Here is a 26,932-nt window from a genome sequence, read left to right on the forward strand (position 1 = left end):
CACATAGATATAGGGATGGGTAGGGTATAATGCAGGATGAAAATTGTTTTATTCACCATCAGATCACAATGAAAGGAATTTATAGCATCTGATGTAGTTTATTTCCTTGTTCATCAATATACAATAATATTATATGTAATCTTTTCAAAGTACTATTATCTTTTTATTTTTCCATTTTATTTCTATTTCAATATCTTTTTGGCCTTTTTCAATTTTGAAACCGTATTCTACGTCCATGTTGCCATCGGGTATCTCAACATATTCTTGTCCGATCTCTATTTTTCCAGCCTCAATTTGGTTCTTAAACTCATCCAAAAATCCAATAAGTTCCTGTTTATTGTATGAATAATTCTTTTCAATTTCCTTTTCTGGTTCTGTCATATTCCCACTCCAAGTTTGAAGAATCAGTATATGATATTTAACATAACCTGATATATAGTATAGTTGATAAGAAGAGTCGGGAAATTAATCCTCGCTGTTGCACTTAAAAGATAAAACCTGATATATTGAAAAATATGAGTGTTATTGGGGATGGGTGTACAAGAAAAAGGAATTACCGTCACAAGCCTCGTTAACCCCCCATCGAAGACATATATTGTATATGCATTTATCTATTGTCGATTTTAATTAAAGTCTAAACATACATAAAAATCAATTAAAATGTTATTGAAAATTTCTAATTGCATACAATATTTCTGGCCATTTTGTATATATATAAAGACCACATTTATCAATTTGGAGTGAGAGGAAAGGCAATTCTCACCACAACCAGTCGTAATAGGGATTGCGACTGAAAAGAGGAGTGGGGTATGAGTTGAGAGCATTGGGAAAAGGCCCCTTTGCTCTCAAATCCTCTTTACACTTTGACTGATAGAAGGACTTGAAATGTATTTTTATCATTGCCTTCTTTAACAATAATCCTAACATCCCTGCCCGTAAAATGGCATTTGGAAAAGTTTTGGAACTTTCAGCCAATTAATCGTTTCAGTTTTTTCAGTGAATAGGTGTTCGCAATATCATCCTTTGTAAGCCATCCTCGGCATGCTTGTCCGATACCGTATTTCATGAAATCCAGTTGTGCAGAGGAATGACTGTCGCTGCTTATGCAAAACTTGAGGTCATATTCTTTGGCCTGTAAAATCAGGTTGTCGTTAAGGTCAAGCCTTTCGGGCTGGCTGTTTATTTCCATAAGTTTACCGTTTTCTGCCGCGGTTTCGAAGATTTGGTCAAGGTCAACATCATATGCTTCCCGAATACCGATCTTGCGGCTTGTAGGATGTCCCAGCACATGCAGGAATTCATTTTGCAGGGCCGTAGTTATCCTTTCAGTCATTTTCTTTTTGGAAGACTTATAACCGGAATGAATAGATCCCACGACAATATCCATTTCCTCAAGAATGTCATCCGGACAATCCAAACTTCCATCAGAAAGGATATCCACTTCAATACCTTTCAGGATATCTATATCAAAATCCTCGCGGAGGCTATCTATTTCCTTCCACTGATCTTTTACCTTATCGGTCCCTAAACCACCGGCAATCTTGCGGGATCTGGAATGATCAGTGATACCAATATACTCATATCCCAATTTATCGGCCTGTGTGATCATAGAATTGAGGCTATCCGTACCGTCACTGTAAGAGGTATGGACATGCAGATCACCCCTGATATCTTCTAATTTCACCAGTGAAGGAAGTGTATTTTTTGCACATTCCAGCTCTCCCCTGTTTTCCCGCAGTTGTGGCGGAATGAAATTTAGACCTAATTTTCCGTAGATCCTATCTTCTTTTTTTCCTTCAATCTTTTTTTTGGAATCCTCTTTAAACAATCCATATTCAGAAAGCTTATAGCCTTTCGAGAGGGCAAGATTTCTCAGTTCGATGTTATGATCCTTTGAACCTGTAAAATACTGTAATGCTGCTCCATAACTACTTTCAGGAACCACTCTCAAATCTACATGACCGCCGTTTTGCAATATTATTGTACTGCGTGTCTTACCCCGGGATTCAACCTCGTCCACATTTTCAAAATTAACAAAGGCATCCATGACTTCTTCAGGATCCGAAGCAACAACCAGTATATCAATATCCCCGATCGTTTCCTTCATCCGCCGCAGAGATCCAGCGTAATCTATTTTTTTCAGGGTAGTGTTTTCTTCCATATAAGCTATAATTTCTTCAGCCAAATCCATTGCTTTTGGTAAAAGCATGCGTTCATGGCTTTTTTCGTATTGGGAAATTGCTTTATCCAGATTTTCTTCAGTCTTTTTTCCAAACCCTTCAAGTTTGCGGATCTCCTGATTTTTAATTGCCTCTTTCAGATCGGGTATTGATTGTATGTCAAGTTCATCCATGAGTTTTTTTGCCTTTTTAGGACCAAGCCCTCTAATCTTTATTATATTACTAGCACCCCTGGGAGTTTGCTTTTTTATCTTTCTAAATTCTTCCACAGACCCGGTCTCAATATATTCAACAATGTGGTCTGCAATACGGCTCCCAACACCGGGAATATTTTCCAATCCTTCCCTGCCCTTTTTTGAGTAGAGCCCTGAGATGTCTTCCCTCATATCCCCTATTTTTCTGGCTGCTTTGCGGTATGCACGAGGTTTCCACTCTACTTCTTTATATTCAAATATATCCGCAATCTCATAGAGCAGTTTGGCTATTTCCCGATTGATCATTTCAGATGTTTCACCTCTTCAACTGTAGTTGCATTCTCTGGGCCTTTGTCATACCTTATTCTAAGGAAACGTGGAAACCTCATGCATATCCATTCCCTGAATTTTCCTGACCTGATGTATGGGAGGGACTAGAAGTAATCTCCGAACCAATTACTTCGATGACAACAGCTGGTTCAATATATTTATCTGGTTGCATATTACTGTCTACCAAAATGTTGACAGGTTGTTTTTCAACGGCATATTTTTCTAGAAGATCGTTGATTTCCGCAAAGTCTTCATCTTTGAAACCCGTACCCACTTTAGCCAGAGTTTCATACCTTTTTTCGCTTTTATTGAGCACAGCACATAACAATGCTCCAAATGAACCTTTGCGCCTCCCTTTACCATGATAACTTCCAACAATCACCAGGTCAAAGGTTTCTCTTACGTCTTCAATATATTCCTTTTTCCACTTAACCCACAACCAACCTCTTTTTCCCGGCCTGTAAGTGGATTTAGCCTTTACTGACTTAATAATTATGCCTTCCATCCCCTTCTCCACACAAGCATCGAAAAAACGCTGTATCCGGGAGAAATCTGCACTCACAACCCGACCTGCAAGTTTTACTTTTTCTGTCTCTACGAGATTTTCTTCCAAAACTTGTCTTCTTTCAGGATAAGACCTATTCATCAGGGATTTACCATCGAGATATATAACATCAAAGAAAAAAACGGCAACAGGGATTTTTTCCACATATTCCTTGACATGATACTTTCGCCTGCGCTGCATAAGCTCCTGGAAAGGAAGGAACTCCCCTTGCCTATAGGCAACTATTTCTCCATCTAAGACAACTTTTTCAGCTTTTACACTTTCGCGAACAGCCTCAATGACATCAGGAAACTGTGCAGAAATATCAGTTAGCCGCCTTGAGAACGCCTTTATATTATCTCTGTCCACATGTACCTGAACCCTTTCTCCATCATATTTTTCCTCGGCTGCCATGGTTGCAGAGAATTTCTCATTCAGCCCCTCCATAGTATCTACCCTGCTGGCTAGCATCATTTGGACAGGCCTGCCAATCTTAATGGAAAACTTACCCAGTGAACTCATCCCGTGCTTTGCCAGAGACTCGCCAAGCTGACCGATATCAGTACATATATTGTATGTATCTTCCACTTTGGCTGTATTATTCCGGCTACCTGTAAAGGCCAGAGCCAGAGCTTCCAGAAGAAATTTCTCACCAAAACCCAGCCTCAGATTTCCCCGTGCAATACGCATAATATATCTGGATTCCAAAGGCCTGGCCTGTGACAGGACTTCTGCGAGTAGATTTATCTTTCTTTTTTGGCTACCCTTTCCCGAAACGTCCCTTATCTGCACAAAATGCTGAAAAACATACTTGAGTGTAAGTGAACTTCGCTGTCTATCATTAAGATCAGAAGCCACATCCCCCAGATCTCCTTGATTCTCAAATGCAATCTCTACTTTTTCCATATCCACATCATAGGCCTGGGAGATGGCTTGTATACCATATTTATCTCCAATTCCCAAATCAATTTTTTCAAAACGGGGACCTATTGTACCCAGTGCAAGATATGCGGTTATTTTCACCTCTGCCGGCTCAAGTCTTTGAAAATGCTCTGCCAGCAATTCAATTATTTTCTTATGAGATGTAGAATTATCTAATTTTTCATAAAGTTTCACAAGTTTCCGAAATGACTACATGCCCTCCCCACCTTAAAAGATCCTGTATAAATTTGTGTTTACTACCAGAAATAGCTTTAGATGGCCCATATAGGCGATACTTTTAACAACCATCAAAAAAGAAGAATGTATGGAAGGTATGGGGGCTGATTTGTAGCTGTGGTGAAAGAATTTGTTTCATTCTGGTTTAACCGCAGGTATAAGAAATCAGAATATCCTGTTCGCATGCCTTTCATTTAATAGGAGTGGGAAAAATGAATGGAAGTGCACCTAAATTTTTGTCAGCAAGTACAATCGAAAAAGACAAAGTAGAAGATTTAAACGGTGAAGACATTGGCCATATAGAAGAACTGATGATTGACCTTGACTTTGGTACGGTTGCCTATGCAGCCCTTTCCTTCAAAGACAAGTTATTTGCAGTTCCCTGGGAAGCATTATCTCTGAAAGAAGGAAAGCACAGGTTTGTATTTCATCACGACAGGTCTCTGCTTGAAGAATCGGAAGGATTTGATAAAGATAATTGGCCTTTGTCCAATGAGCGCAAATGGCTGACGGATGTCTATGCAAAATATGGATTTGCTCCTTACTGGGAGAAATAATCTCCCAGTTAAGTTTTATATTGGATAGTGCTTCTCACACTACACTTTGTTTTCCTATCAAAAATCCAGTGTACCAATAATACGTGCAATACTGTAATTTTGTATATCTGCATAATCTACCCTCAACTCCCATATTGATGTGGGTGGCACAGCTATTTAGGAATTTTGTGGCATAGAGGACCTGCAATAATTACAACTACAAACGTGTTGAAATAAGGATCGTACCATATGGCTAGCCTAAATTATTATTAATGATTCTCATTGACACACTCTCTATTTATGGAATGAAAAGCAATAATTTTTTAGCCTTATGATTTGCAATGTAGTTTATGATATGATAAAATAGGGAACAGTACAATCAATCCAAATAACTAGCACTTTAATTTATATCTGTACTGTGAACTTCAGATAATAGTAGAACAAATATCCATGATTATACATGTAATAGAAATTAACTTAAATTTTAATAGTAATTCGATTTGAACTGATAAATAACAGCAATAACAAAATATATGTTGTTAGTTTGCTAAATTGTTCATGAATAATATTGTTCATAATTAATAAATCCGGATTTTTTTATATAGATGCGAATCCTAGTGTATAATTAGGAAGTATCCGTGGAAAATCATGATCCAAAAAAGCAAAACCTCTGGAAAGGGCACGTTTAAAAGCCACCCAGCATGTTATCTTACAGCAAAAGCAGGAATGTTACTGGTAGCATCTATATTTTTCTGGCACATATTTACAAATACAGGTCTAAAAATGGTTCAGACCTTGGGATCTGCTGGTATCATAATCGAGCCGACCATGTTCGGTGAAATGTTCCAGTATCCGATATACGCAGCAATAGGACTCTGTGCATGGGCATTGATAATAATTGCACTGGCATCCACCCCAATAATATTCAATAGTCGGTTTTTCTCATACAGGAAAAATATTCCTACAATTCATCCAGGGAATTAAACCAATCCCGGCAATAAATATTTCTCTATTTTAATTTCAGTATTAGTTTTACCATTTTCCATTTAGAAAAACAGCTATCTCATCCTTATTCCTTCTGCTACACAGACATTGGATTTATACTATACAAACTGCCAACATAACAATTCATACACTTTCTAAATTTTGAAAGTTATAAATTGATTTTCTAAAAAATATTCATCAAGAGGTACTGTGAACGTAAATGTACCTACCCTTATCAACTTCACTGTCCAGCCAGATACTCCCACCATGCATTTCTACATATTTTTTAACAAGGGCAGGCCCAGACCGGCCTCTCTCAATGATGAACATACCATTAAAACGGTAATCAATACCTGATAAAAAAGAAAATAGACTTTTTTAGATCCAAACAATCATGCCAGAGAATTGTTCTTATCTGCTATTTCATCGTTAAGAGGATCAATTTCATCATGATATGATTCTATGTAATTAGAAACCTCTTCAGCTTCTGGATATCTGGCGATATGATATATAGCATCCCCTTCATGAACCAGCGGCAGATTTGTCTTTCCGATCACAATCCCAAAAATTGAACACATAACTTTTGTTTCAACCTCACCCAGTGGGTCACCTACATAGGCCAGTAAATCTCCTTTTTTGACCAATGTCCCCAGAGGAGATATTGAACGTAATATTCCGCTTTTAGGAGACCTGACCCATTGGGTCGATTTAGAAATCACAGTCTTGTAACCTTTCTTTTTTCTGGCCCTTGTTCTCATACCTAAATGATGCATAACTCCAAGTATACCCCTTACACCTGCTCGAATTGCGACCTCATCAAAACGAAGTGCTTCACCTGCTTCATATAATAGAAATGGTATATTTTTCTCACGAGCAGCTTCACGCAGAGAGCCGTCACGCAATTCAGTATTGATTATGACCGGTACGCCAAAAGCACGGGCTAAAGCTTCTGTTTCTGTATCATCTAACAGACATGCACGTATCTGAGGTAAATTTTCCCGGGCAACAGCTCCTGTATGAAGATCAATTATATGACTGCAATGTTCTACTACTTCGGCCATCAAGATATTTGCCAGTCTGGATGCCATTGAACCTTTTTTAGAACCCGGAAAAGAGCGGTTCAGATCTCGCCTATCAGGTAAATAACGAGACTGGGAGACAAAACCAAAAACATTTACAATTGGTATGGTTATAAGAGTGCCCTTGAGATTATTGATTGTTTTATGTGCAAGGACACGACGAATAATTTCTACACCGTTGATCTCATCCCCGTGAATAGCAGCACATACGAGTAGGCAGGGGCCAGGTTTGCGTCCATGTATAACATGAACTGGCATTGAAGCCGATGTGTGAGTATAAAAGCTGGGAATCGGTAATTCAATGGATTTCCTTGTTCCTGGCTGGATCGTATTTCCTGCTATTGTTATCGGTGGTTGCATCGATTAACCTTTCCCTTTGGTTCGTGTCTTACCAAATTTACTGTTTTTCTCAATATAATCAATTATCATACCTGCAATATCTTTGCCAGTACTGGATTCTATACCTTCCAAACCTGGACTAGAATTTACTTCCATCACCACAGGTCCATGATTGGAACGTAAAAGATCAACACCTGCAACATTAAGTCCCATTATTTTTGCAGCACGTACAGCCGTTGAACGCTCTTCAGGTGTGATTCTGATAGTAGTTGCTGTTCCTCCCCTATGTATATTTGAACGGAATTCACCTTCTGGCCCCTGTCTTTTCATGGATGCCACAACTTTACCCCCAACAACAAAACAGCGTATATCGGCTCCCTTGGATTCCTTTATGTATTCCTGCACCAGGATATTTGCATTTACACCCATAAATCCTTCAATAATACTTTCTGCAGCTTTTTGTGTTTCTGCAAGCACTACACCTATACCCTGAGTACCTTCAAGAATTTTAACAACAAGTGGAGCACCACCAACCATTTTTACCATGTCTTTTACATCATCGGGTTTGCTTGCATACACAGTCACAGGCAAACCTATACCCCTGCGGGAGAGTAACTGTAAGGAGCGTAGTTTGTCCCTGGAACGGGTAAGTGCAACTGATTCATTCAAAGGAAAAACACCCATCATCTCAAATTGTCGCAAAACTGCAGCACCATAGAATGTAACAGATGCACCTATACGGGGAATTACCGCATCAAAATCGTTCAATTCCTCGCCTTTATAGTGAATGGAAGGTTTGTGAGAAGTAATATTCATGTAAGCGCGCAGTACATCTATAACCTGAATTGTATGCCCTTTCTTTTCTGCTGCTTCAATTAAACGACGAGTTGAGTAAAGTTTCTTATTCCTTGACAATAAAGCAATCTTCATTCGTTTACCTCAGGTTTTATCCCATATAGTTCGTATAATGTTTTTGTATCCAGTTTCCCACACATAAATGATGCAGTCGGATTTACCATTGCTCTTTTCTTAAGTGCATTACGCCCCAGTAACATCTTGAAACGCATAGTATCCCGGCCCGTAAGCGTTAGTTCAATGGGATATATATAAGTGTCAAAAACAACAGGTGTTTCGATGACGTAACGCATCTCCCTATGACCTCCAGAATCGGTCACCTGACGTCTATCCTTAAGAGGTGCGTTACATTCAATATAGAAATTTAAGTTTTTTTGAATGGGATGAACCAGAAATCGAACCATATCAATATTATTCTCTCTGTAAATCTCGATATCAAACGCATGAAGTGAAGATGTTCTGGCGCCTGTATCTACTTTCGCTTTTATGGCATGCAGTCCTAATTCGGGTAGTGCAACCCACTCCCTCCATCCAAGCATCAAGCCCTGTTCTTTTTTAGTCATAAGACATCTTCACTGTGAACTTTTTTGACATATCATTCTAAGTAAAAAGGACCTATTCCTTAGCAAAGTGGTGTTTACGCAAATGATACATCTATTTTCATAACTTTAAGAAGCAAATCCAACTTAGAGTATATATATGTTTTTGCAAGATTTTTATTGACTTCAAAATATACTTAACTTAACATGGTGCCTAAATTATGCTTTATCCACAGAAATGTTCATGAATAATATTGTTCATAATTAATGGGTCCGGATTTTTTTATATAGATGCGAATCCTGATGTGTGCTATAGTAAGTACCTATGGAAAATCATGATTCGAAAAAACAAACTCTCCAAAACGGGCATTTTCAGAAGCCATCCAGCATTTTATCTTACATCAAAAGCGGGAATATTGTCAGCAGCATCTATATTCTTCTGGCAAATGTTCACACACACAGGTATCAAAATGATCCATACCCTGGAAACTGTGGATATCATAATAGATCCGGCTATGTTCGGGGACCTGTTCCAGTATCCAGTATATGCAGCAATCGGACTCTGCACATGGGCATTGATAATAATTGCACTGGCAGCCACGCCTATAATTCTTAACAGTCGGCTTTTCTCATACAGGAAAAATATTCCTGCCATTCATCCCGGAAATTAAATTAATCTCCGGGAAAATTTTGAAAATCAGATTTTTGATAAAATTTTCCATATAGCAGTGAATTCTAAACATAGATAATTTCTCGTCCTATTTCCTGCTTTTTGAAGAATACATTGTTATAATAAATTGAATGTTAACTAAACCCAACCAAAGTCCCACTAACTTCACGAGGAAGCCTATAGAACATAATTAAAATTAACTTAAGCGGTATTCAAATACCAAACTACAGAATTGGAATTGAAATAAAAATAGGGATTTGGGAAATACCCAAATCTTTTTTTTTGCAAAATCAGAAGATTTAAACTACTTCACCGAATGCGAATTTACGCATTACTTTGGTGACTTTAACAGTGACTTCATCGCCGACTTCGGTGTTTGGAACAAAGATGACAAAGCCGCTAACTCTTGCAATGCCGTCTCCTTCTCTTGCGATATCTTCGATGGTCACTTCATAACTTTCGCCAGCTTCTACTGGTGCACTTGAATCCATGTTGTTAAACAAATATTACACGTCCTTTCTAATGAAGCTTAAAACAGATAATTAACTAGTTGGAAAACATAGGAAAATAGTAAATACGGTAAAAGTAAAAACGTATAAACCTAATATTTATCGCAGTAGCCTTAATCTCTTGAAAGCAATCACAATACGATGTTATGGTATATATACCTTTTGAATAGGGAGGTGTGAAAAATAAAATCTCCCTGTGGCTGGATTACTTCTTCTCTTCCGATAACAGAATTTTCACAAGGGCAGCTGCAACATCCACTGAAGCATAATCTTCTTCCAGTAAATTTTCGACCCAGTGCTCATATTTGCCAATGTGCCCATCATCGATTATCTTCTTGACGTTTTGTGACAGCATTTCAGCCCTGATATCTTCAACATCACTCTGGGAAGGAACATTTTTCCTTGTGATCTTTGCCTTTGTGTGTTTTTGTATATTTTTGATCTTACGGATGTCCTTACCGGAAGCAAAGGTTATTGCAACTCCTTCTTTGCCTGCCCTACCGGTTCTGCCTATCCTGTGGACATATGATTCCTCATCCTGAGGAATGTCATAATTGAAAACAGCCTCAATGTTCTCCACATCGATACCACGGGCAGCAACATCGGTTGCAACGAGTGTCTCAATTTCCCCTTTCCTGAAATTGGACATGACACGTTCCCTTTGTGCTTGTCTCATATCACCATGCAGTCCATCTACAAGATAACCTCGTGCTTTGAGAGTTTCAACCTGTTTATCGACATTTTTCTTGGTATTACAGAAAACAAGAGATGACTTGAAATTGTAAATATCTATCAAACGACACAAAACTTCGGTCTTTGCATTGCTTTTGACTTCGAAATAGAATTGTTCAATCTGGGGAACCGTTAATTCCTTATGAACAGTCTTTACCATCTGGGGATTTTGCTGGTATTTCTTTGTGAGTTTAATAATTGGCTGTGGCATCGTAGCAGAAAATAGAACTGTCTGCTTTTGGCTAGGCACGCGACTGAGAATAAATTCAATATCCTCCCTGAAACCCATATCAAGCATTTCATCAGCTTCATCAAGAACCAGCATTTTAACACCATCAAGTTTCAGTGTCTTCCTCTGGATATGGTCCAGAACTCTCCCGGGAGTACCAATTACAATGTGTACGCCTCTTCTCAGGGCCTTTATCTGCCTGTCTATTGGTTGACCACCGTAAACCGGTAACATTTTGGTATTCTGGTACTTGGCAAGGTTGCTCATCTCCTCAGCAACCTGATTTGCCAGTTCTCTGGTTGGACAGAGGACCACTACCTGGACCTTCTTACTTTTGACATCCAGCATTTCAAGAGCAGGTATCCCAAAGGCAGCAGTTTTACCGGTACCGGTCTGCGCCTGTCCTATTACATCCTTACCTTCCATAAGATAGGGAATAGATTGAGACTGAATAGGAGTGGGTTCCTCAAAACCCATGTCTTCAACTGCACGTTCAATATTTTTCGATAGATTCAAATCTTTAAAAGTTAATGATTCCATGGTAAAATTCCTTTTATATTCTGCTATCACAGTATCCTGAAAAATTGCCTGACACAGAATAGGTGCCTGTATAGGCATCTTTGGGGATAATGATGATTAATTAAATGTACTTGTTCTAAATGTTTCTTTAAACAAAAAGAGGCATGATCCATAACAACGGCAAGTATATAAAGGTTGTCGGTAAGCAAAGGATTTCATAAAATGGTTTTAATGAAACTGTATATATTTAGTGGTTCTTTACAACGAGCCTATACTGAAATTGCCAAATAAGCCCAATCTAAAAGCAAAAAATAGAAAAGTATATCAAAGAAAAATAATCAAATATCCGCAGACTCACTTTGCTTACTGCCTGTTTCCTGTTCTTCCACCACGTCCCTCTGCTGTGCCACTGCTTCGGCGTGTGCAACCGCGCCGCGAAGTCCTTTACGTCTTCTGTCCAGGGAGCGCAAAGATTCGCCTCTGCCGTATAGCAGGAGTACATCATTAACTTCAATACGTGTGGATGCTACAGGGGCTCCAATGTATTTACCGCCGGGTTTTTGGATACCAAGAATCAGTACTCCCTCATCCACAAGGTTCAACTCATTCAGGACTTTGCCGGCCAGCCAATCTTCAGAGCCAACTTCCAGTTCTGAAACCTGATAATCCCCACCCAGGTAAATTAGGCTTGCAGAATCCGATGTCTGGATATCAGTCCATCTGGTAAGAGAAAAAGTGATAACACGGCTGAGAAATCGATCGGCTTTTTTGCTACGGGTAATGATTAAAATCACTAGCATACCAAGTGTAATGACAACGATATAACTTAGCAGTGTATCAGACGAGGGACTCAGGAAAACAAGGACTACAGAGGCCATCAGGGTTATTATTCCGGCATTTCCCACAAGCATAAGCAACATCAGTATCCTGCGCCTTACAGGATGATTCATCATTTTTTCAGATTCCGTGGTAGTAAATCCCGCACCTGTAAGTGCAGACCTTGCCTGAAAGCGTGCGACTTCACGGGAAAGACCGGTTAGGGTTAATGCAATCGTGGCTATACGATTGATAAAAAGAGATAAAATAATTACTGCAAAAACCGTAATAAATGCCGCTATCATTTAGAAGTTTGCTCCTAGTGTCCTATTGGACCTGAAACCATTTATCATTTTCTGAGTTAATGGAATGACAAAATAAACAAAAACAATAGGAGAGGAGGAAAATTAGGCAATTCGGTGAATTGCCCTTTAATGATCAGCTGATAAGGTTGGCATAAGCGGCCAATCTGTACAGAGAAAACAATCCGAATGCCAGAATAACCATCATGAAAACCATTTCATAAATGGTCATGCTACGGTTTGCTTGTCTGGTAAGATCACTTTTCTCATGTATAGATTCATTTTGGTAAATTTCCATTTACTAACCTCCGTTTATCTATTATTCACATATATTGTGATGTTTAATCATTACAAATATCTATAATGATTTATCATTAATAAACCTTTCTGCCCACTATAAACCACACCCAAAATTTGCCGGCATCCGCAAATAAATATTGTGAAAAACTCGCATCTATGCCATTTTAATATAATCTAATCCTTCTGTACTCCATAATAGGCAATATATTATGTACAAAGCCCCATCAATTCGACAAAGGCTTAAGAAAAGACAGCAGCAAGCAAATCTTTGTGTCGAGTATGTATATCTGCAATAAATTAAAACAGTTATTCATGAAAAAATGTGGAAAATATCGGATCAATGATGCACATTGCCATTATGGAACAAATTCAATCTTTATGACAATGGCGCTACGGCCCACCACCAGAATCAGCAATAACATACAAAGGCTGCAGGAGAACATGGATCGGAACAATGTTGAAAACTGTGTTCTTTTTGCACAACCCGAACCGTCAAACACTTTCGGGCATTTCTGGAAAGGCCTGTTCTACCATCTCAAAAATAAATCCCCAGACCCTGATGAACCATACTCTGGTTGGAAGATAGATTATACCAGAGCAAACGAAGAAATATGGTCAATTGATGATGACCGGGTCGCTTTTATACCGTTTATAGCTGCAAATGATAGTGCCGAAAATATTGCAAAATATGAAGATGAAAACGAAAAACCTCCTGCAGGGATAAAGTATTATGGAATCTATGGAAATATGCCTGATGATTCAATTCTGAGTTATATGAATGAAAACTGTATGAACCTCCTTTTACACATCCCGATGGCGTGTAGTAAAGACCCTTGTAGATTACTGGATAAAGTGGAACAATACCCGGATATTAATTTTCAGATTGCACATCTGGGGGATGGGATTCCTGAAATTATAAAAGCAGTTGATGATCTTGACAATCTCTATCTGGATACGGCAATGTCAAACCATGAAGCATACAGGTACATGTATAAAGAACATGGCACGACTACTGAGGATATAATAACCGGCCAGCCTGAAGGAAAAGTCCTTTTTGGTTCAGATGAACCCTGGGGAAACCTTCAGGAACAACTCCAAACCATACTTAAACTACAGGAAGAGGGAACTCTTTCAACAAAGGATGTTGACAGAGTGTTGTACAAAAATGCAGCACATTTATGGGATTTCTGAACTGCAGGATAACTTCAAGTAATAGCAATCCCAAACTGTTATCGCATTGTTTGATTTGATTATGATCTTTTTAAGGAGGATAAATATGTCAAAAAAGATGTGCTCCTGGAAAAAAGATGATATAAAGAAAATACAAAGGAATTTAAAAAAACTTATTAATAATCCTTCATATTACTGCAATAAATATGGCAGGGTTGTAAAGGATGACAAAAACCTCTGCAAGGCCAAAAAACTATAAACTGGCCTTGAAATGGTAGCATTAATCTCCCGCATTATTCTTCTCTGTACCGTTTTCTCCTACAAAAACTTCTCCAAACAGCGAATTATCATATATTCAGATATTCGATGCTTCCCTTTATGCTTGCTGAAGATTCCTTTAGTGCCTGTTTCTGTTCTTCAGTCAGTTCCAGCTCTATTATACCTTCAATGCCATCACAACCAATTTTGGCAGGTACACCGAAATATATTCCTTTCTGGCCGTATTCCCCCTCCAGATAAGCAGAAACAGGTAAGATTCTCTTTTCATCCCTCAGGATTGATTCAACCATCTGGACTATGGCAGCAGAGGGTGCATAAAAGGCACTACCCTGTTTGAGAAGAGCAACGATTTCAGCACCACCATGAATAGTACGTTCTACAAGTCCTGCAATGACATTTTCTCCAAGCAATTCTGGCAGAGGCGTCCCGAATACTGAAGAATGCTGGGGAAGGGGAAGCATCTGATCCCCATGACCACCTATCACCATTGCTTCAACATCTCTTTTGGAGCAGGCAAGCTCATCGGCAATAAAACTGGCAAAACGTCCCGTATCAAGTATTCCACTCATTCCAAACACACGATTTGGTTCAAAACCAGTGACTTTCAGGGCCACATAAGTCATTACATCAAGAGGATTGGTAACAGCAATTACAATCGATTTAGGTGCATATTGCTTGATTTTCTCACAAACATCTTTCATGATCTTAGTATTGATATTTATCAGATCAGCCCGGCTCATTCCGGGTTTTCTTGCAGCACCGGCAGTTATGATAACAATATCTGAATCAACAATGTCCGCATAGTCATTACTGCCCTTGATTTTAGTATCATATCCTACTATAGATCCTGCCTGCATAAGGTCCAGGGCTTTTCCCTGAGGTAAACCTTCAACTATATCCACAAGGACAATGTTACCGAATTCCATTTCGGCAAGTCTCTGCACAGTAGTTGCACCAACATTCCCTGCTCCTATTACCGAGATTTTAGTCATGGCAAAAGCACCTTTGATGTGATTGTTGTAAGAAAATATCAAATTAGAATTTTTTATAATTAAACCTATTCTTTTGCTACTTAAATTGCTGTTCCATATTAGAGGCATTATTGAAAACATTGGTTTAAAATATACAGAAAATATAACTGGAGTTGATATATAGAATGTAAATTAACCAAAAACGGTGAAAAATGTGCAAGACATCCTGATTTTCACAGTAACCATTGTACTCATCACAAATCTTCTCTGGAAGATTAGATTGCCACCTTTCCTTGTACTAACAGGTGCAGCCCTTTTTTATGGCATATTCAGCGGAATGCAGCAAAACGCAATCGCAATGGCAACACAGGGTGCAGGCAGGGTATTTGCACTCCTTGCAATTCCTATATTTTCAGGGTCATTAATTGCCCTGGTAATAAGACAGGAAAATTTTGCGCAGCGGATTGTCTCGGATATGCAAAAAATATCCGCACGACCCACCCTTACATCAGGAATTGCAGGTTACCTGTTATCCATCCCCCTCATGTGCTGCCTGACAGCTTATGTAGTAATGGTCCCTCTTGTTGAAAACCTGAAAGTAAACTCCGAGATCAGGAAGAAATGTTATTACGCTACTGCAATTGGAAGTACACTTTCTTTTGTCCTTCTGTACCCACTTCCTGTAATATACAGTATTACAAGAAGTCTCAATTTTAATGTTGATGCTGGCTTCAACCTGGCTGCAATCACTATATCTGTAATTCTCTTTATCTTTGGATACCTGCTTATATCAAAAAGAGGAGAACACAAAGATACATGGAAAGAAAGAGAATTGTCAGCAAATGAGTCACCTATTGGATGGGTCCCCTTAATACTGCCCATTGTATTCCTGGCAATTGGTCATTTTTTACCGGGAGCTTCCCTGCTGGCGGATATCAATCTTGCCATTATTCTTGCAGCCAGTTTTTCCCTTTTACTGGTAAAAAAAGAAAATCTGGATATCGTTTTTGAAAAGGGCACCCGCAATGCCGGTATGATATTACTGGACCTCTGCGGTGCCGGGGCGCTTGGAGGAGTAATTGCTGCAAGTTCATTTGCAGAAAATGTCTATAATCTTATCGGACACATAATACCTGCTCTTTTCATCCCGTTTATTTTCGCCGCGATAATACAGACTGCGCAGGGCTCCAGGGCTGTCACTGCAATAATAACATCATCCATACTCGCCTACAGCCCCTATGTTTCAGATGTGGCAACCATTCCCCTGATATTGATGATTTCAGCTGGCACCATGGTGTTTTCCTACGTTACAGATCCGTTTTTCTGGCTGATCCAGAGAACCACGGGCGATGATGTGAAAACCGTAGTATCGAACTATACCATTCCACTTGCCATACTGGGGATATTACTACTCACTTCAGTCTTACTGATTGATTATTTCCTGTTCTGAAGTGACAACAAATATTAACCAATAAACAAAGACCAAAGATTATGGATCAGAGAATAATCAGGATAATTAAAGGTGACATCACAGAACAGGAAGTTGATGCCATTGTGAATGCGGCCAACAATTCCCTGCTTGGCGGAGGAGGGGTTGATGGAGCAATACACAAAGCTGCAGGACCTAAACTGCTGGATGAATGCAGGACACTGAATGGTTGTGCAACAGGTGAAGCAAAAATCACGCATGGCTATAATCTGCCGGCAAAATGGGTCATACACACAGTGGGACCTGTATGGCACGGCGGAAACAATGAGGAGGACAGAATGCTGGCCAAATGTTACAGTAATTGCCTTAAGCTGGCGGCAGAGGAAGGGATTAAAACTATTGCTTTTCCCGCAATAAGTACAGGAGTCTACCATTTTCCTATACCCAGGGCAGCTGAAATAGCGATAAATGAAGTAATCGATTTTCTGCAAGAAACCCCGGTTTTTGATAGGATTCTATTTGTATGTTTTAATGATGAAACTTTCAGTAACTTCAACAGGCTACTTAATGAGGATAAAAAATGAGTAGAAGATAAAAATAATAGGACTTATGGCAGATTTACCTTCAATATAACTGGGGATAATGTCAGCTACAATTGAAACATCTTTAACCTCTAGGGGATTTGGAGACATTGATGATTGGATTTTCAGATAGAACAGTGGATTGGACTTTCAGATCGGAAAGTCAACATAAAGCATTATATAAAGGAAAGTTGTACAAATGACAGGGACAAGGAGCCTAACACAAGTAGCCTATTATCAAACAGAAATCCGCCAATGCCAGTCAAAATGCAATCAATAAGGAAGAAATACTCACACTCAAAGCAAATGAATCATTATTAATTGCATCTGATAGTGGCTTAAATATCCTCAGAAGGAATACTTATTATAGCTGCAAAGATGGCACATACTGCTAGACATACTATAATTACAATGAAATTGTCTTGAGACAAATATTCAGTTAGAAAGTAAACTATTATAAAAGTAAATGTACTTACAAAAATAATTGTATTCAGAGCTATTTTTCTCATATGCTTTATCACTGTTTGCCAATTCTGTAATTTCCTCTGAGAATTTACTGTCAACTTCAGCTAAAGATATGTCATCACCTTGTGCCTTGTTCAATATATCTTCCCCTTATTTTAAAAATAGTTAGAGAACGAGCAGCCAATCAAGCCACCCATAACCTTTTCCACGAAGCGTAATTTCCAGAACATACACATTCAGTATTTAGCTAATTATCTTGCGTTTATTGTGCAGTTTCAGTTCCTCTGTAATTCGATGATGGTTGCTTGTTGTGATGTTTCTCTGTCCGTTTTGTACATTTTCACTCAGAGATGCTTGTGTGACTATCATATCTGGTTCGACATTAGGTGCGAGTGGGAGAGATTTATCTGGGTTTCAGATGCAACATAGAAAGAGTGAATCTAGAGGCACATGTGTGGATCGAATCCATGATAGGTTAACATTGAGTGCATCAAGAGCAGACTCTGGTTTTAATTAAGCACCTGCTGGTATACCTCTCCAGTCTTCTTTGCTATATTTTGCCAGTCAAAGTATGATATAACCTTCTCACGCCCTCTTTTCCCCATCAGGCACCTCTTTTCTGGATCATGATATAATCTATCAATCGCTTCTGCGATACTTGCACAGCTTTCCGGCTCTACCAGAACCCCGGTCCGGTTGTGGTCAATGATGTCTGGTATCCCTCCGACTCGTGTCCCAATGCACGCGGTTTCACATGCCATGGCTTCAATGAGCACAATACCGAAAGGCTCGTAGATGCTTGGCAGCACGAACACATCGGAGAGAGAGTATAATTTAATGAGTTCATGCTTGTCCACATGCGGAAGGCAGAGGATATGCTTGTCATGATATATATCCGGCTGGCCGACCATTACCAGCATTATTTCTGGAATATCTTTCTGGAGCCTTCGCACGGCATCAACCAAATACATCACGCCCTTTTGTGAGTCATTCCTTCCAACAAACAGCACAACGAATCGGTTATCAAGTTTGTATTTTCTTTTGATGTCATCCGCATTCTGGTGTTTGAATGTCTCACTATCCACCCCGTTTGGAATAATTGTAATCTTATCATGTTCGATTCCAAATGTTTGCTCCAGTTCTTCTTGTATGGACTTTGATACTGCAATGAACCTGTCCACCATGCCCACCACATTTGACTCCATCATAACACTCAGCCCGTCTGGCTTCGTTCTGTTGATATCTATACTGTGAGCTGTCATCACCAGTGGCAGCTGGGTGCTCTCCTTTGATAATGTAGTAGCTAACTGGATCAACCCACCATGCGAATGTAACAGATCCAGACTGCCACCTGAAAACTGTTTCTTCACCATCGCAGCCACATTGATGTTGGTCTGTATCTTTTTATATGCTGCACTGAAATTATTAGATGCCTGATAATGAAGTTCTGTTGGTCCGTGTACCCATAAATTTCTGATCAACTGTTCGTTCGATTCCTGTACATTGGATGTAAACACATGTACCTGATTATTTCCGATTGCAAGACTTCTGGTTACCTCACCTACATGGATACCCACTCCACCATAAAAATTTGGTGGATATTCATAAGAAAGGATACCTATGTTGACACCAGAGTCGGGTTTCCTTAGACTGAAAACCGTAATTATGCCCCCACACTTCATTCCGTTATAATATCACAGCCAATTGGATATTGTTGACCCTTTAAATTAGAATCCCGATAATTTAATGGCGCCATTTCTCGTTTCCCATCAAGCAGGAAACTACTTTAGCTCATGATGTACATTTATACGTGAGAATATGTATTAAAGGTGATGCTAAAATGCCTAAACCACTCGTTGTTGGAAACGGATCACTGCTGGTGAACCTGGATATAAATGCAAGCATCCGGGACATGTACTTTCCCCATATAGGATATGAGAACCATGTGAATGGTCGACATTGTAGAGTAGGGGTAGAAGTGGATGGGAAAAATCTTGGTATGGTTTCTCTGATAGGGGATGATTGGAGCCACAAACTTGGTTACCAGAAAGATCGGTTGGTAACTGATACCTACTATCGCAATGATCGTCTTGAAGTTGAGTTGAGGTTCAACGAATGTGTACACCCTCATGAGAATATATTTATTCGAAATATAGCAATAACCAATACAGACGCCATAGATGTAGACATGAAGCTACTTTTCAGCCATGATATTTCCCTTTACGAGAATCCGAATGGTGATACGGCTATCTTTGACCCTGCATTGCAATCCATAATACATTATAAGGACTCGCGCTACTTCCTTATTAGTGGTTCACCATACTTTGACCAGTATGAAGTACGTCCAAAAGGGACAGATGAATCTGGTGCTATCAAGTCTGGAGAGCTTAACATGAACTCCATTCAGGTAGGGGCAGTGAAGAGTTTCATCCGTTTTTCCCGGCATCTGGCCGCGGGGGAAACAAAAATAATATATTACTGGATTGCAGCAGGAAAAACTTTCTTTGAAGTCAAGCGGCTCAATGAACTTGTCCTGAATACAACGCCTGAAAAGATGATAAGTGAAGCAGGGCAGTACTATTATTCATGGGTGAACAAAGAAAAGTACGATATGTTTGATCTTCCACCAAAAGTAGTAGATTTATTCAAACACAGTCTGCTTATTATAAAGTCGCAAATTGATTACGATGGCGCGATCATAGCTGCCAATGACAGTGATATTCTTGAAAGGTTCAACATGGATTCATACAGTTACATGTGGCCGCGAGACAGTGCATTTGTCGCTATGGCGCTGGACATAACGCGCTACTCCGGGACTGTGCAAAAATTCTTTAAATACTGCCGGGGACTGCTCCATGATCACGGATATTTCCTGCAAAAATACAATCCTACGGGTACTCTTGCAAGTGGTTGGATGCCTTGGATAACACCTGATGGGCATATCCAACTTCCGATACAGGAAGATAGCACAGCACTTATTATCGTGGCTTTGTGGAATCATTATAAAATGACAAGATCTATCGAGAATATCGATTCGGTCTATCACTCAATGATAATACCAGCTGCCGAGTTCATGACCAAGTACAGGGATTCTTCTACAGGACTCCCAAAACCCAGTTATAATCTGTGGGAGGAGAAAAGAGCGGTCCACAGTTATACATGTTCGACAGTTTATGCGGGACTCATATGTGCTGCCAAGTTTGCAGCAATGTATGGAGACAATAACCTCGCAGAGAGCTACAACACGGCTGCCATGGAAATAAAACGGGGGATCGAGAATCACCTGTATGATAAGGAACTGGGAAGGTTCCTGCGAAGCATCAACCCTAGGGATGTGACCGTAGATGCCAGTCTCTACGCCGTATCCCAGTTTGGGGTGCTCCCCCCGGACGATGCCAGGGTGGTTAGCACTATGAAAAGTATAGAAAGCATACTCTCGGTGAAGACTGAGGTAGGAGGCATCGCTCGCTTCTATAAGGATAAATATCAGGAAGTTGCGCAATACGATCCAGAGATAATACCAGGTAATCCTTGGTTCATATGTACCTTATGGGTAGCACAATGGCATATACAGGTGGCAAAGAGCATCAACGACCTGCAAAACACAAGGGAGATAATACTGTGGGTCACAGATAGAGCCACAGATACCGGTCTGCTGGCAGAGCAGCTGAATCCGTTTGATGGGAGTCCTTTAAGTGTGAGTCCTCTAACCTGGGCACATGCCACATTTGTACTAACTGTCATGGCCTTTGTCAAAAAAGCAAGATCACTGGAGTAACGATAGAGTTAAGCATCGATTTCCGATTAAAATAACTAACTTATCATTACTTTTGGCTGTCAAAGTTGGGTTCAATTCGTGCCCTTCCACTCAATTGAAAACTAATTAATCTTACTTTTTCAAAGAACAAAAATAACATTATTCCAATGACCAATTACTTTCAAAAACATAGAAGATGCATACATATAAAATATTCAAAAGTTATTTGTCCTAGGAATTCGTATGGTAATATTGCAGATAAAGATTGCCTGCTCTATATTTTGGGATATATGAGCGGTTGGGGAGTGGGGTACTAAAATCGATTTTATGCCCGCTCATTAATGAGCCAAACAGGAGTATAGCCATATATATAGATTGTGATTTTATTTCATCGGTTATAAGGCTGATATATTAAAGAGATAGGACCCATTCATAGACTACGCACACGGCACGATAAGTAATGTCATGCTGTAGTTGTAATTTCATGAAATCAGGCTGATAAAATATTGTAGGAGTTGATGATCTTAACACGAAAATATTTGGGAATTATGGCTGATTCCCACGATAATCTGGATATGATACGCAAAGCTGTGGACTTCTTCAACGAAAAACAGGTCTCAGCTGTGCTCCATGCCGGGGATCTCGTATCACCCTTCAATGTAAAAGGATTCACTGAACTGGAGGCACCTCTTCACCTTGTATTTGGAAATAATGAGGGAGACAGAATCACTATAAAAGAATGGTTTGTAAAACAGGGAGCAAACGTATGTGGTGATTTTGGCACACTGGATATAGAGGATTTACATATTGCCCTGCTACATGGCATAAACGAAAAAGAAATTGAAGCTCTTGCTGCATCCGGTCATTTTGATCTCATTGTCAGGGGACACACCCACCAGGCAGGCAGCCACATGATAGGCAACACACGAGTGATAAATCCTGGGGAGACTGCCGGAGTACTTACGGGAAAAGCTACCGTTGCACTTGTAGATCCTCTTACAAAGGAAACCGAGATAATTGAACTCTAAAAGAAAGGAGGAGGCGTGGTCTGACAACAACGCCCTTTAGGGTCTGCAAAACAGACAAAGTATTACAAAAAGTGTCTATTGTAATACTTAATTTTACTTTTCTGCTATTTTTCAATAAATAACTTTTGGTCCGTTAGTTAAATCCCTGTTTACTCTGTTCATTTCGAAAAGTTCAAGTATGTTACTTGCTAACACCCCCCAGTATAAAAGAGGTGTAAAAATGTTAGGCATAGAGGACCCCTACATATGGAGTGCATATGTTCTGTGCATAATAAGTGCCATCGCCTGCATGGCATATGGAATTGCAAAATGGAATGAAGAGGAGGAAGAGGATTGCCTGTAAGTCCGGTCGTTCTTGGTGTAATCGTTCTGGTCTATCTGATGATAGTCTTCTATTGCGGATGGATTGCATACAAGCGCACAAAAGAAGTTGACGATTACATGCTGGCGGGGCGGAAAGTGCATCCGTACATACTGGCCCTATCCTATGGAGCGGCATTTGTCAGTACCTCGGCAATCGTTGGTTTTGGAGGAGTTTCCGCAACTTTAGGAATGGGAACACTGTGGCTTGTCTTCATGAACATCGTGGTGGGAATCTTTGTGGCCTTTGTCCTTTTCGGATCACGCACACGGCGTATAGGTGTGAACCTGGGAGCTGTCACATTCCCTGAACTGCTGGGCAAACGTTTCAACTCAAAATTCATACAGGGTTTTTCAGGTGCTTTGATAGGAGTGTTCATGCCCCTTTATGCAGGGATTGTACTAATCGGAGGAGCCCGATTCATGGAAACATCCCTGGGAATCAATTATGACGTGGCAGTATTTATCCTCACTATTATTGTTGCAGCCTATGTGATCACAGGAGGTTTACTGGCAGTGATGTACACAGACGCCATGCAGGGAACCCTGATGCTTGGGGGCATGACAATACTGCTCATATTAACCTATGCTAACCTCGGTGGAATCACGGAAGCTCACCAGGCCCTCACCGACATGTCATCCATGGTGCCGGCAGGTTTAGTCGCAGGTGGACATACTGGATGGACATCAATGCCTGCATTTGGCACACCGATATGGTGGACTATGGTATCTACAATTATACTCGGCGTGGGAATCGGTGTACTGGCACAACCACAGCTGGCCGTGCGATTCATGACAGTAGATAGCAAAAAATCCCTCAACAGGGCAGTATTTGCCGGCGGGCCTTTTATCCTCATGATGGCAGGAGTTGCCTATATAGTCGGTGCCCTTTCCAATGTGTATTTCCTCGATACACAAGGCCAGCTTGCATTGGATGTAGCAGGCGGTAATATGGACCGCATTATCCCAGAGTACATAAACAGTGCCACACCGGACCTTTTCGTTGCAATATTCATGGTAACCCTGCTGGCGGCTGCTATGTCAACCCTCAGTTCCCAATATCACACAATGGGAACTGCTATTGGTCATGACTTCTACAAAGAGTTCCTCAAAGGTGGTAAATCCGGAAAGACCATATCCGTAACCAGACTGGGAATCGCTGTTACAATCATATTGAGTGTTATCCTTGCCTACATGCTGCCAATCAGCATTATTGCCCGTGGTACAGCTATTTTCTTTGGTCTGTGCGCGGCTGCCTTCCTGCCCGCCTATGCAGGAGCACTGTTCTGGCCGCGTATGACCAGGGAAGGAGCGATTGCAAGTCTTCTCGCAGGGACATTCAGCAGCCTTTTCTGGCTGGCTTTTGTCCATGCAAAGGAAGCGGCTCCCCTGGGAATATCACAGGCTATTTTTGGAATGGAAACCCTGCTCACCGGCACCTGGACCGTTGTGGACCCGATCCTTGTTGCCACACCGATTGCAGCCATTACCGCCGTAGTAGTAAGCCTTGCTACCAAACCAATGCCAGAAGAACACCTCGACAGATGTTACAGGGGATACATCAAAAGATAAGACCAAAAGGCGCAATCTTTAAATCCTTTCCCTTTTCTATTTTATACAGGTGATTTAACCTGTCAACTCTAACAATAATAGCCTGCAGAATGTTCGAAGATGAGATAGCATATCTCATAGAAGAGGATAATTCGGTAGACAATGTGATCATAGTCGAAAATGATGAATCTTATGGTATCAGGGACAAACTCAACAAAGCAGGAGTGGATGTTGAAACAAAAACCATGGTGAATTTGCTGAATAACCCATTGCCTGATAACCAATTCAATATAGTTATCCAGATACTTGAATTTGCCCTGCATGCAATCCCAAAAAATCTCAAGGACGAGGTGTACACAAATACCAAGAGATTGACACCCATCTCCGATGGTATCTTACTTTTTTACGGATTGTGTGGCAATGTACTGTCAGACATAGAGCAGGATTTTGCCGATCATCCCTGTCCGGTGGGAATACTAAGAGAAAATAACGGGGAAACAATCGATGACTGTATTGGTGCCGTGCTTGGCGGCAGACAGAAATATCTTGACACCATCAAGAGTTTCAAAGGAGAGGGGACTTTTATCCTGACCCCCATGTGGGCAGCTAACTGGAGGGATATGCTCGTTTCTTCAGGATTTAGCAAAGATAAAAACGACATTGAAACATCGAGATATGTCTTTAATGAAATAGGTTACAAGCATGTAGCAAAGCTTGACACCGGGATTAATTACGAAGAGGATTTCCATCAAAGAGTCGATGAGTTCGCGGATTTATTTGACTTTGATATACTGCATGTGCCGGCAAACCTGAACACATTAAAGCAGTGCTACAGCAATTTCAAAAAGGAGTTATATTGACCGAAAAGTATCCGGGCCTTTTCCATAAAGTTATTAAAGGTAATTCCTATTCATTAGCGGACAATAAATCAGGTGATGAATTGACACGCATACTTGCAACAGGAACCTTTGATATACTTCACCCGGGTCATCTCTACTATTTGGAACAGGCCCGGAAGTATGGCAGTGAACTATATGTCCTTGTTGCACGGGACTCAACAATTGAACATAAGCCTAAACCCATAGTTCCTGAAAAACAGCGGCTTGAAATGGTTAAAGCTTTAAAGGTTGTGGACCATGCCCTGCTGGGAAGCGAAGAAGATATGTTCAAACCCCTCGAAGAGGTACAACCGGATATTATCGTACTGGGCCACGACCAGGTATTCGATGAAAAAGAACTCGAAGATAAACTTCAAAAAAGAGGATTCAAGACAAAGGTAGTTCGCCTCGGAAAGCCCCGGCAATGTCCCCTTTGCAGCAGTGGCAGAATTATAAAAAGAATCCTGGAAAGAAAGAGAACAGAATTATAAAAGGCAATTCTCAATCCTTTCAAGAGCTTCTCTTATCCTTTCCTGTGAAATGGCATATGAAAGCCTCATGAAATTGTTACCACTTGGGCCAAAAGCCGAACCGGGAGTAGCAGCAACGTGGGCATCTGAAAGTAATTTCTCAGCAATCTCTTCACCATCCCCATACTCGCTTACATCCGCAAATGCATAGAATGCACCCCTGGGACGGCTGCAATGTATACCGATATCATTCAACCCATCTACAAGGATATCGCGACGTTGCCTGAATTCGGCTACCATGTCCTCAACAGGTTGCTGGTCACCTTCCAGTGCCTCAATGGCACCATATTGAGCAAACGTTGTAGCACTGCTGACAGAATGTGACTGGATTTTCTGGAAATCATGGAGGAAAGCTTCATTGGCAGCGACATAACCTAGCCTCCAGCCTGTCATCGCATATGATTTGGAAAAGCCATTTACAGTAATAGTGCGGTCCTGCATCCCTTCCATAGCACCGATACTGTAGTGTTTTTCATCATAAAGTATCTTCTCATAAATCTCATCGGAGAGAACCAGCAGATTATGATCAATGGCAAGGTCTGCTATTTCCTTTAATTTGTCCTTGCCAAATACACCACCTGAGGGATTGCAAGGGGAATTGACAACTATCAGGCGAGTTTTATCTGTAATGTGATCTCCAATATCATAAGGAAGAAAGCCATTTTCCGGATCTGTAGACACCCATTTAGGATTTGCTCCTGCAAATTTGATACATGGTTCATAGGAAACCCAGGCAGGGTCGAACAGGACAGCCTCATCGCCATCATCAAGTACAGACATCATAACTTCGAAGATTGCCTGTTTGGCTCCCGGTGTAACCATCACATTGGATGCATCCAAATTCAGATTGTTCTCTGTTTGTAATTTTTTGGCTATAGCTTCGCGCAGCGGTTTGATACCCGCAGAGGGAGAATAATGAGTTTCTCCGCTATAAAGCGCCTTGCATGCAGCATCACTGATGTGGCCGGGAGTATCAAAATCAGGTTCACCCAGACTGAAACTAATTACATCAATGCCGTCATGCTTGAGCTTATTTGCTATATTTGCTATACGGATTGTCGGGGATTCAGCCACTCGGGCCAATCTTGAAGATGCCATTAATAGTCCCTATGAATAGA

Annotated in this window: 29 protein-coding genes; 14 read left to right on the plus strand and 15 right to left on the minus strand. The window is 40.4% G+C overall.

What is annotated here, in order from left to right; all coding sequences use genetic code 11:
• Positions 1–144 precede the first annotated feature (144 nt).
• The 3 genes from CI957_RS07705 to CI957_RS07715 form a co-directional block, all read right to left on the minus strand.
• A complete protein-coding gene (locus tag CI957_RS07705) occupies positions 145–381 on the minus strand; it encodes an amphi-Trp domain-containing protein (RefSeq protein WP_096711299.1) in 237 nt (78 codons plus the stop codon).
• A gap of 586 nt (positions 382–967) precedes the next feature.
• Positions 968–2,680, minus strand: a complete 1,713-nt coding sequence (gene polX, locus CI957_RS07710; protein ID WP_096711298.1) for a DNA polymerase/3'-5' exonuclease PolX — start codon at positions 2,678–2,680, stop codon at positions 968–970.
• A gap of 79 nt (positions 2,681–2,759) precedes the next feature.
• Positions 2,760–4,364 (minus strand): ATP-dependent DNA ligase, encoded by a 1,605-nt coding sequence (locus CI957_RS07715; protein WP_241646005.1) that lies wholly within the window; start codon positions 4,362–4,364, stop codon positions 2,760–2,762.
• 254 nt (positions 4,365–4,618) lie between these two features.
• On the opposite strand from CI957_RS07715, the gene CI957_RS07720 reads away from it, so the two are divergent.
• The 3 genes from CI957_RS07720 (at position 4,619) to CI957_RS10665 (ending at position 6,283) form a co-directional block, all read left to right on the plus strand.
• Positions 4,619–4,963, plus strand: coding sequence for a PRC-barrel domain-containing protein (locus CI957_RS07720; protein ID WP_096711297.1), 345 nt, complete (start codon positions 4,619–4,621; stop codon positions 4,961–4,963).
• A gap of 627 nt (positions 4,964–5,590) precedes the next feature.
• Positions 5,591–5,926 (plus strand): hypothetical protein, encoded by a 336-nt coding sequence (locus CI957_RS07725; RefSeq protein ID WP_096711296.1) that lies wholly within the window; start codon positions 5,591–5,593, stop codon positions 5,924–5,926.
• A gap of 210 nt (positions 5,927–6,136) precedes the next feature.
• Positions 6,137–6,283, plus strand: a complete 147-nt coding sequence (locus CI957_RS10665) for a hypothetical protein (protein ID WP_164909061.1) — start codon at positions 6,137–6,139, stop codon at positions 6,281–6,283.
• Between the two features lie 35 nt (positions 6,284–6,318).
• Here CI957_RS10665 and CI957_RS07730 read toward each other — a convergent pair whose 3' ends face one another.
• From CI957_RS07730 to CI957_RS07740, 3 genes are read right to left on the minus strand one after another with little or no spacing between them, the layout of a single operon-like run.
• The gene (locus CI957_RS07730; RefSeq protein WP_096711295.1) at positions 6,319–7,365 is read right to left on the minus strand and encodes a succinylglutamate desuccinylase/aspartoacylase family protein; all 1,047 of its coding nucleotides are present in this window, start codon (positions 7,363–7,365) and stop codon (positions 6,319–6,321) included.
• Between the two features lie 3 nt (positions 7,366–7,368).
• Positions 7,369–8,274, minus strand: coding sequence for a 30S ribosomal protein S6--L-glutamate ligase (rimK, locus tag CI957_RS07735; RefSeq protein WP_096711294.1), 906 nt, complete (start codon positions 8,272–8,274; stop codon positions 7,369–7,371).
• On the minus strand, positions 8,271–8,762 hold the full coding sequence (locus tag CI957_RS07740; RefSeq protein WP_096711293.1) for a RimK/LysX family protein: 492 nt from the start codon (positions 8,760–8,762) through the stop codon (positions 8,271–8,273). Before CI957_RS07740 ends, rimK begins: the two co-directional genes overlap by 4 nt.
• A 311-nt stretch (positions 8,763–9,073) precedes the next feature.
• On the opposite strand from CI957_RS07740, the gene CI957_RS07745 reads away from it, so the two are divergent.
• Positions 9,074–9,409, plus strand: a complete 336-nt coding sequence (locus tag CI957_RS07745) for a hypothetical protein (protein WP_096711292.1) — start codon at positions 9,074–9,076, stop codon at positions 9,407–9,409.
• 298 nt (positions 9,410–9,707) lie between these two features.
• On the opposite strand, the gene CI957_RS07750 is transcribed toward CI957_RS07745, so the two are convergent.
• From CI957_RS07750 to CI957_RS10670, 4 genes are all read right to left on the minus strand, one after another.
• Positions 9,708–9,899, minus strand: a complete 192-nt coding sequence (locus CI957_RS07750) for a TRAM domain-containing protein (RefSeq protein ID WP_013037550.1) — start codon at positions 9,897–9,899, stop codon at positions 9,708–9,710.
• 223 nt (positions 9,900–10,122) lie between these two features.
• Positions 10,123–11,418 (minus strand): DEAD/DEAH box helicase, encoded by a 1,296-nt coding sequence (locus CI957_RS07755; RefSeq protein WP_105460218.1) that lies wholly within the window; start codon positions 11,416–11,418, stop codon positions 10,123–10,125.
• 317 nt (positions 11,419–11,735) lie between these two features.
• Complete coding sequence (locus CI957_RS07760; protein ID WP_096711291.1) at positions 11,736–12,518, minus strand: TrkA C-terminal domain-containing protein; 783 nt, start codon at positions 12,516–12,518, stop codon at positions 11,736–11,738.
• A 133-nt stretch (positions 12,519–12,651) separates the two neighbouring features.
• Entirely contained in the window at positions 12,652–12,813 is a 162-nt protein-coding gene (locus tag CI957_RS10670; protein WP_164909062.1) for a hypothetical protein, read from the minus strand.
• A 443-nt stretch (positions 12,814–13,256) separates the two neighbouring features.
• Here CI957_RS10670 and CI957_RS07765 point away from each other — a divergent pair, with 443 nt between their 5' ends.
• A complete protein-coding gene (locus CI957_RS07765; RefSeq protein ID WP_164909063.1) occupies positions 13,257–14,006 on the plus strand; it encodes an amidohydrolase family protein in 750 nt (249 codons plus the stop codon).
• Between the two features lie 85 nt (positions 14,007–14,091).
• Complete coding sequence (locus CI957_RS10675) at positions 14,092–14,244, plus strand: hypothetical protein (protein ID WP_164909064.1); 153 nt, start codon at positions 14,092–14,094, stop codon at positions 14,242–14,244.
• An 88-nt stretch (positions 14,245–14,332) separates the two neighbouring features.
• Here CI957_RS10675 and mdh read toward each other — a convergent pair whose 3' ends face one another.
• Positions 14,333–15,256, minus strand: a complete 924-nt coding sequence (mdh, locus tag CI957_RS07770; RefSeq protein ID WP_128754604.1) for a malate dehydrogenase — start codon at positions 15,254–15,256, stop codon at positions 14,333–14,335.
• A 184-nt stretch (positions 15,257–15,440) separates the two neighbouring features.
• Between mdh and CI957_RS07775 the strand changes: the two genes are divergently transcribed.
• Positions 15,441–16,685: a GntP family permease gene (locus tag CI957_RS07775; protein ID WP_128754605.1), complete on the plus strand. Its 1,245-nt coding sequence runs from the start codon at positions 15,441–15,443 to the stop codon at positions 16,683–16,685.
• A 41-nt stretch (positions 16,686–16,726) separates the two neighbouring features.
• Positions 16,727–17,248 (plus strand): O-acetyl-ADP-ribose deacetylase, encoded by a 522-nt coding sequence (locus tag CI957_RS07780; protein ID WP_105460182.1) that lies wholly within the window; start codon positions 16,727–16,729, stop codon positions 17,246–17,248.
• Positions 17,249–17,583: 335 nt separating this feature from the next.
• Here CI957_RS07780 and CI957_RS11235 read toward each other — a convergent pair whose 3' ends face one another.
• The 3 genes from CI957_RS11235 to CI957_RS07795 form a co-directional block, all read right to left on the minus strand.
• Positions 17,584–17,754 (minus strand): hypothetical protein, encoded by a 171-nt coding sequence (locus CI957_RS11235; protein WP_363093901.1) that lies wholly within the window; start codon positions 17,752–17,754, stop codon positions 17,584–17,586.
• Positions 17,681–17,848, minus strand: a complete 168-nt coding sequence (locus CI957_RS10900) for a hypothetical protein (protein ID WP_241646007.1) — start codon at positions 17,846–17,848, stop codon at positions 17,681–17,683. Before CI957_RS10900 ends, CI957_RS11235 begins: the two co-directional genes overlap by 74 nt.
• Positions 17,849–18,219: 371 nt before the next feature.
• A complete protein-coding gene (locus CI957_RS07795; protein ID WP_096711286.1) occupies positions 18,220–19,392 on the minus strand; it encodes a glycosyltransferase family 4 protein in 1,173 nt (390 codons plus the stop codon).
• Between the two features lie 158 nt (positions 19,393–19,550).
• On the opposite strand from CI957_RS07795, the gene CI957_RS07800 reads away from it, so the two are divergent.
• The 6 genes from CI957_RS07800 (at position 19,551) to CI957_RS07820 (ending at position 25,775) form a co-directional block, all read left to right on the plus strand.
• Positions 19,551–21,488, plus strand: coding sequence for a glycoside hydrolase family 15 protein (locus tag CI957_RS07800; protein ID WP_128754606.1), 1,938 nt, complete (start codon positions 19,551–19,553; stop codon positions 21,486–21,488).
• Positions 21,489–22,015: 527 nt separating this feature from the next.
• The gene (locus CI957_RS07805) at positions 22,016–22,495 is read left to right on the plus strand and encodes a metallophosphoesterase (protein ID WP_241646009.1); all 480 of its coding nucleotides are present in this window, start codon (positions 22,016–22,018) and stop codon (positions 22,493–22,495) included.
• 220 nt (positions 22,496–22,715) lie between these two features.
• Positions 22,716–22,838, plus strand: coding sequence for a symporter small accessory protein (locus CI957_RS11090; RefSeq protein ID WP_013037568.1), 123 nt, complete (start codon positions 22,716–22,718; stop codon positions 22,836–22,838).
• Positions 22,829–24,427 (plus strand): sodium:solute symporter, encoded by a 1,599-nt coding sequence (locus CI957_RS07810; RefSeq protein ID WP_096711283.1) that lies wholly within the window; start codon positions 22,829–22,831, stop codon positions 24,425–24,427. Before CI957_RS11090 ends, CI957_RS07810 begins: the two co-directional genes overlap by 10 nt.
• 89 nt (positions 24,428–24,516) lie before the next feature.
• On the plus strand, positions 24,517–25,266 hold the full coding sequence (locus tag CI957_RS07815) for a DUF1638 domain-containing protein (RefSeq protein WP_128754608.1): 750 nt from the start codon (positions 24,517–24,519) through the stop codon (positions 25,264–25,266).
• Positions 25,267–25,298: 32 nt separating this feature from the next.
• Positions 25,299–25,775, plus strand: a complete 477-nt coding sequence (locus CI957_RS07820) for an adenylyltransferase/cytidyltransferase family protein (protein ID WP_164909069.1) — start codon at positions 25,299–25,301, stop codon at positions 25,773–25,775.
• Here the strand turns inward: CI957_RS07820 and CI957_RS07825 are convergent.
• Positions 25,770–26,912 carry a pyridoxal phosphate-dependent aminotransferase gene (locus tag CI957_RS07825; RefSeq protein WP_096711281.1) on the minus strand — a complete coding sequence of 381 codons (1,143 nt, stop codon included), beginning with the start codon at positions 26,910–26,912 and terminating at the stop codon, positions 25,770–25,772. The genes CI957_RS07820 and CI957_RS07825 overlap by 6 nt on opposite strands.
• Positions 26,913–26,932: the final 20 nt, after the last annotated feature.

The sequence above is a fragment of the Methanohalophilus sp. WG1-DM genome, assembly GCF_004104135.1.
Lineage (GTDB): Archaea > Halobacteriota > Methanosarcinia > Methanosarcinales > Methanosarcinaceae > Methanohalophilus > Methanohalophilus euhalobius.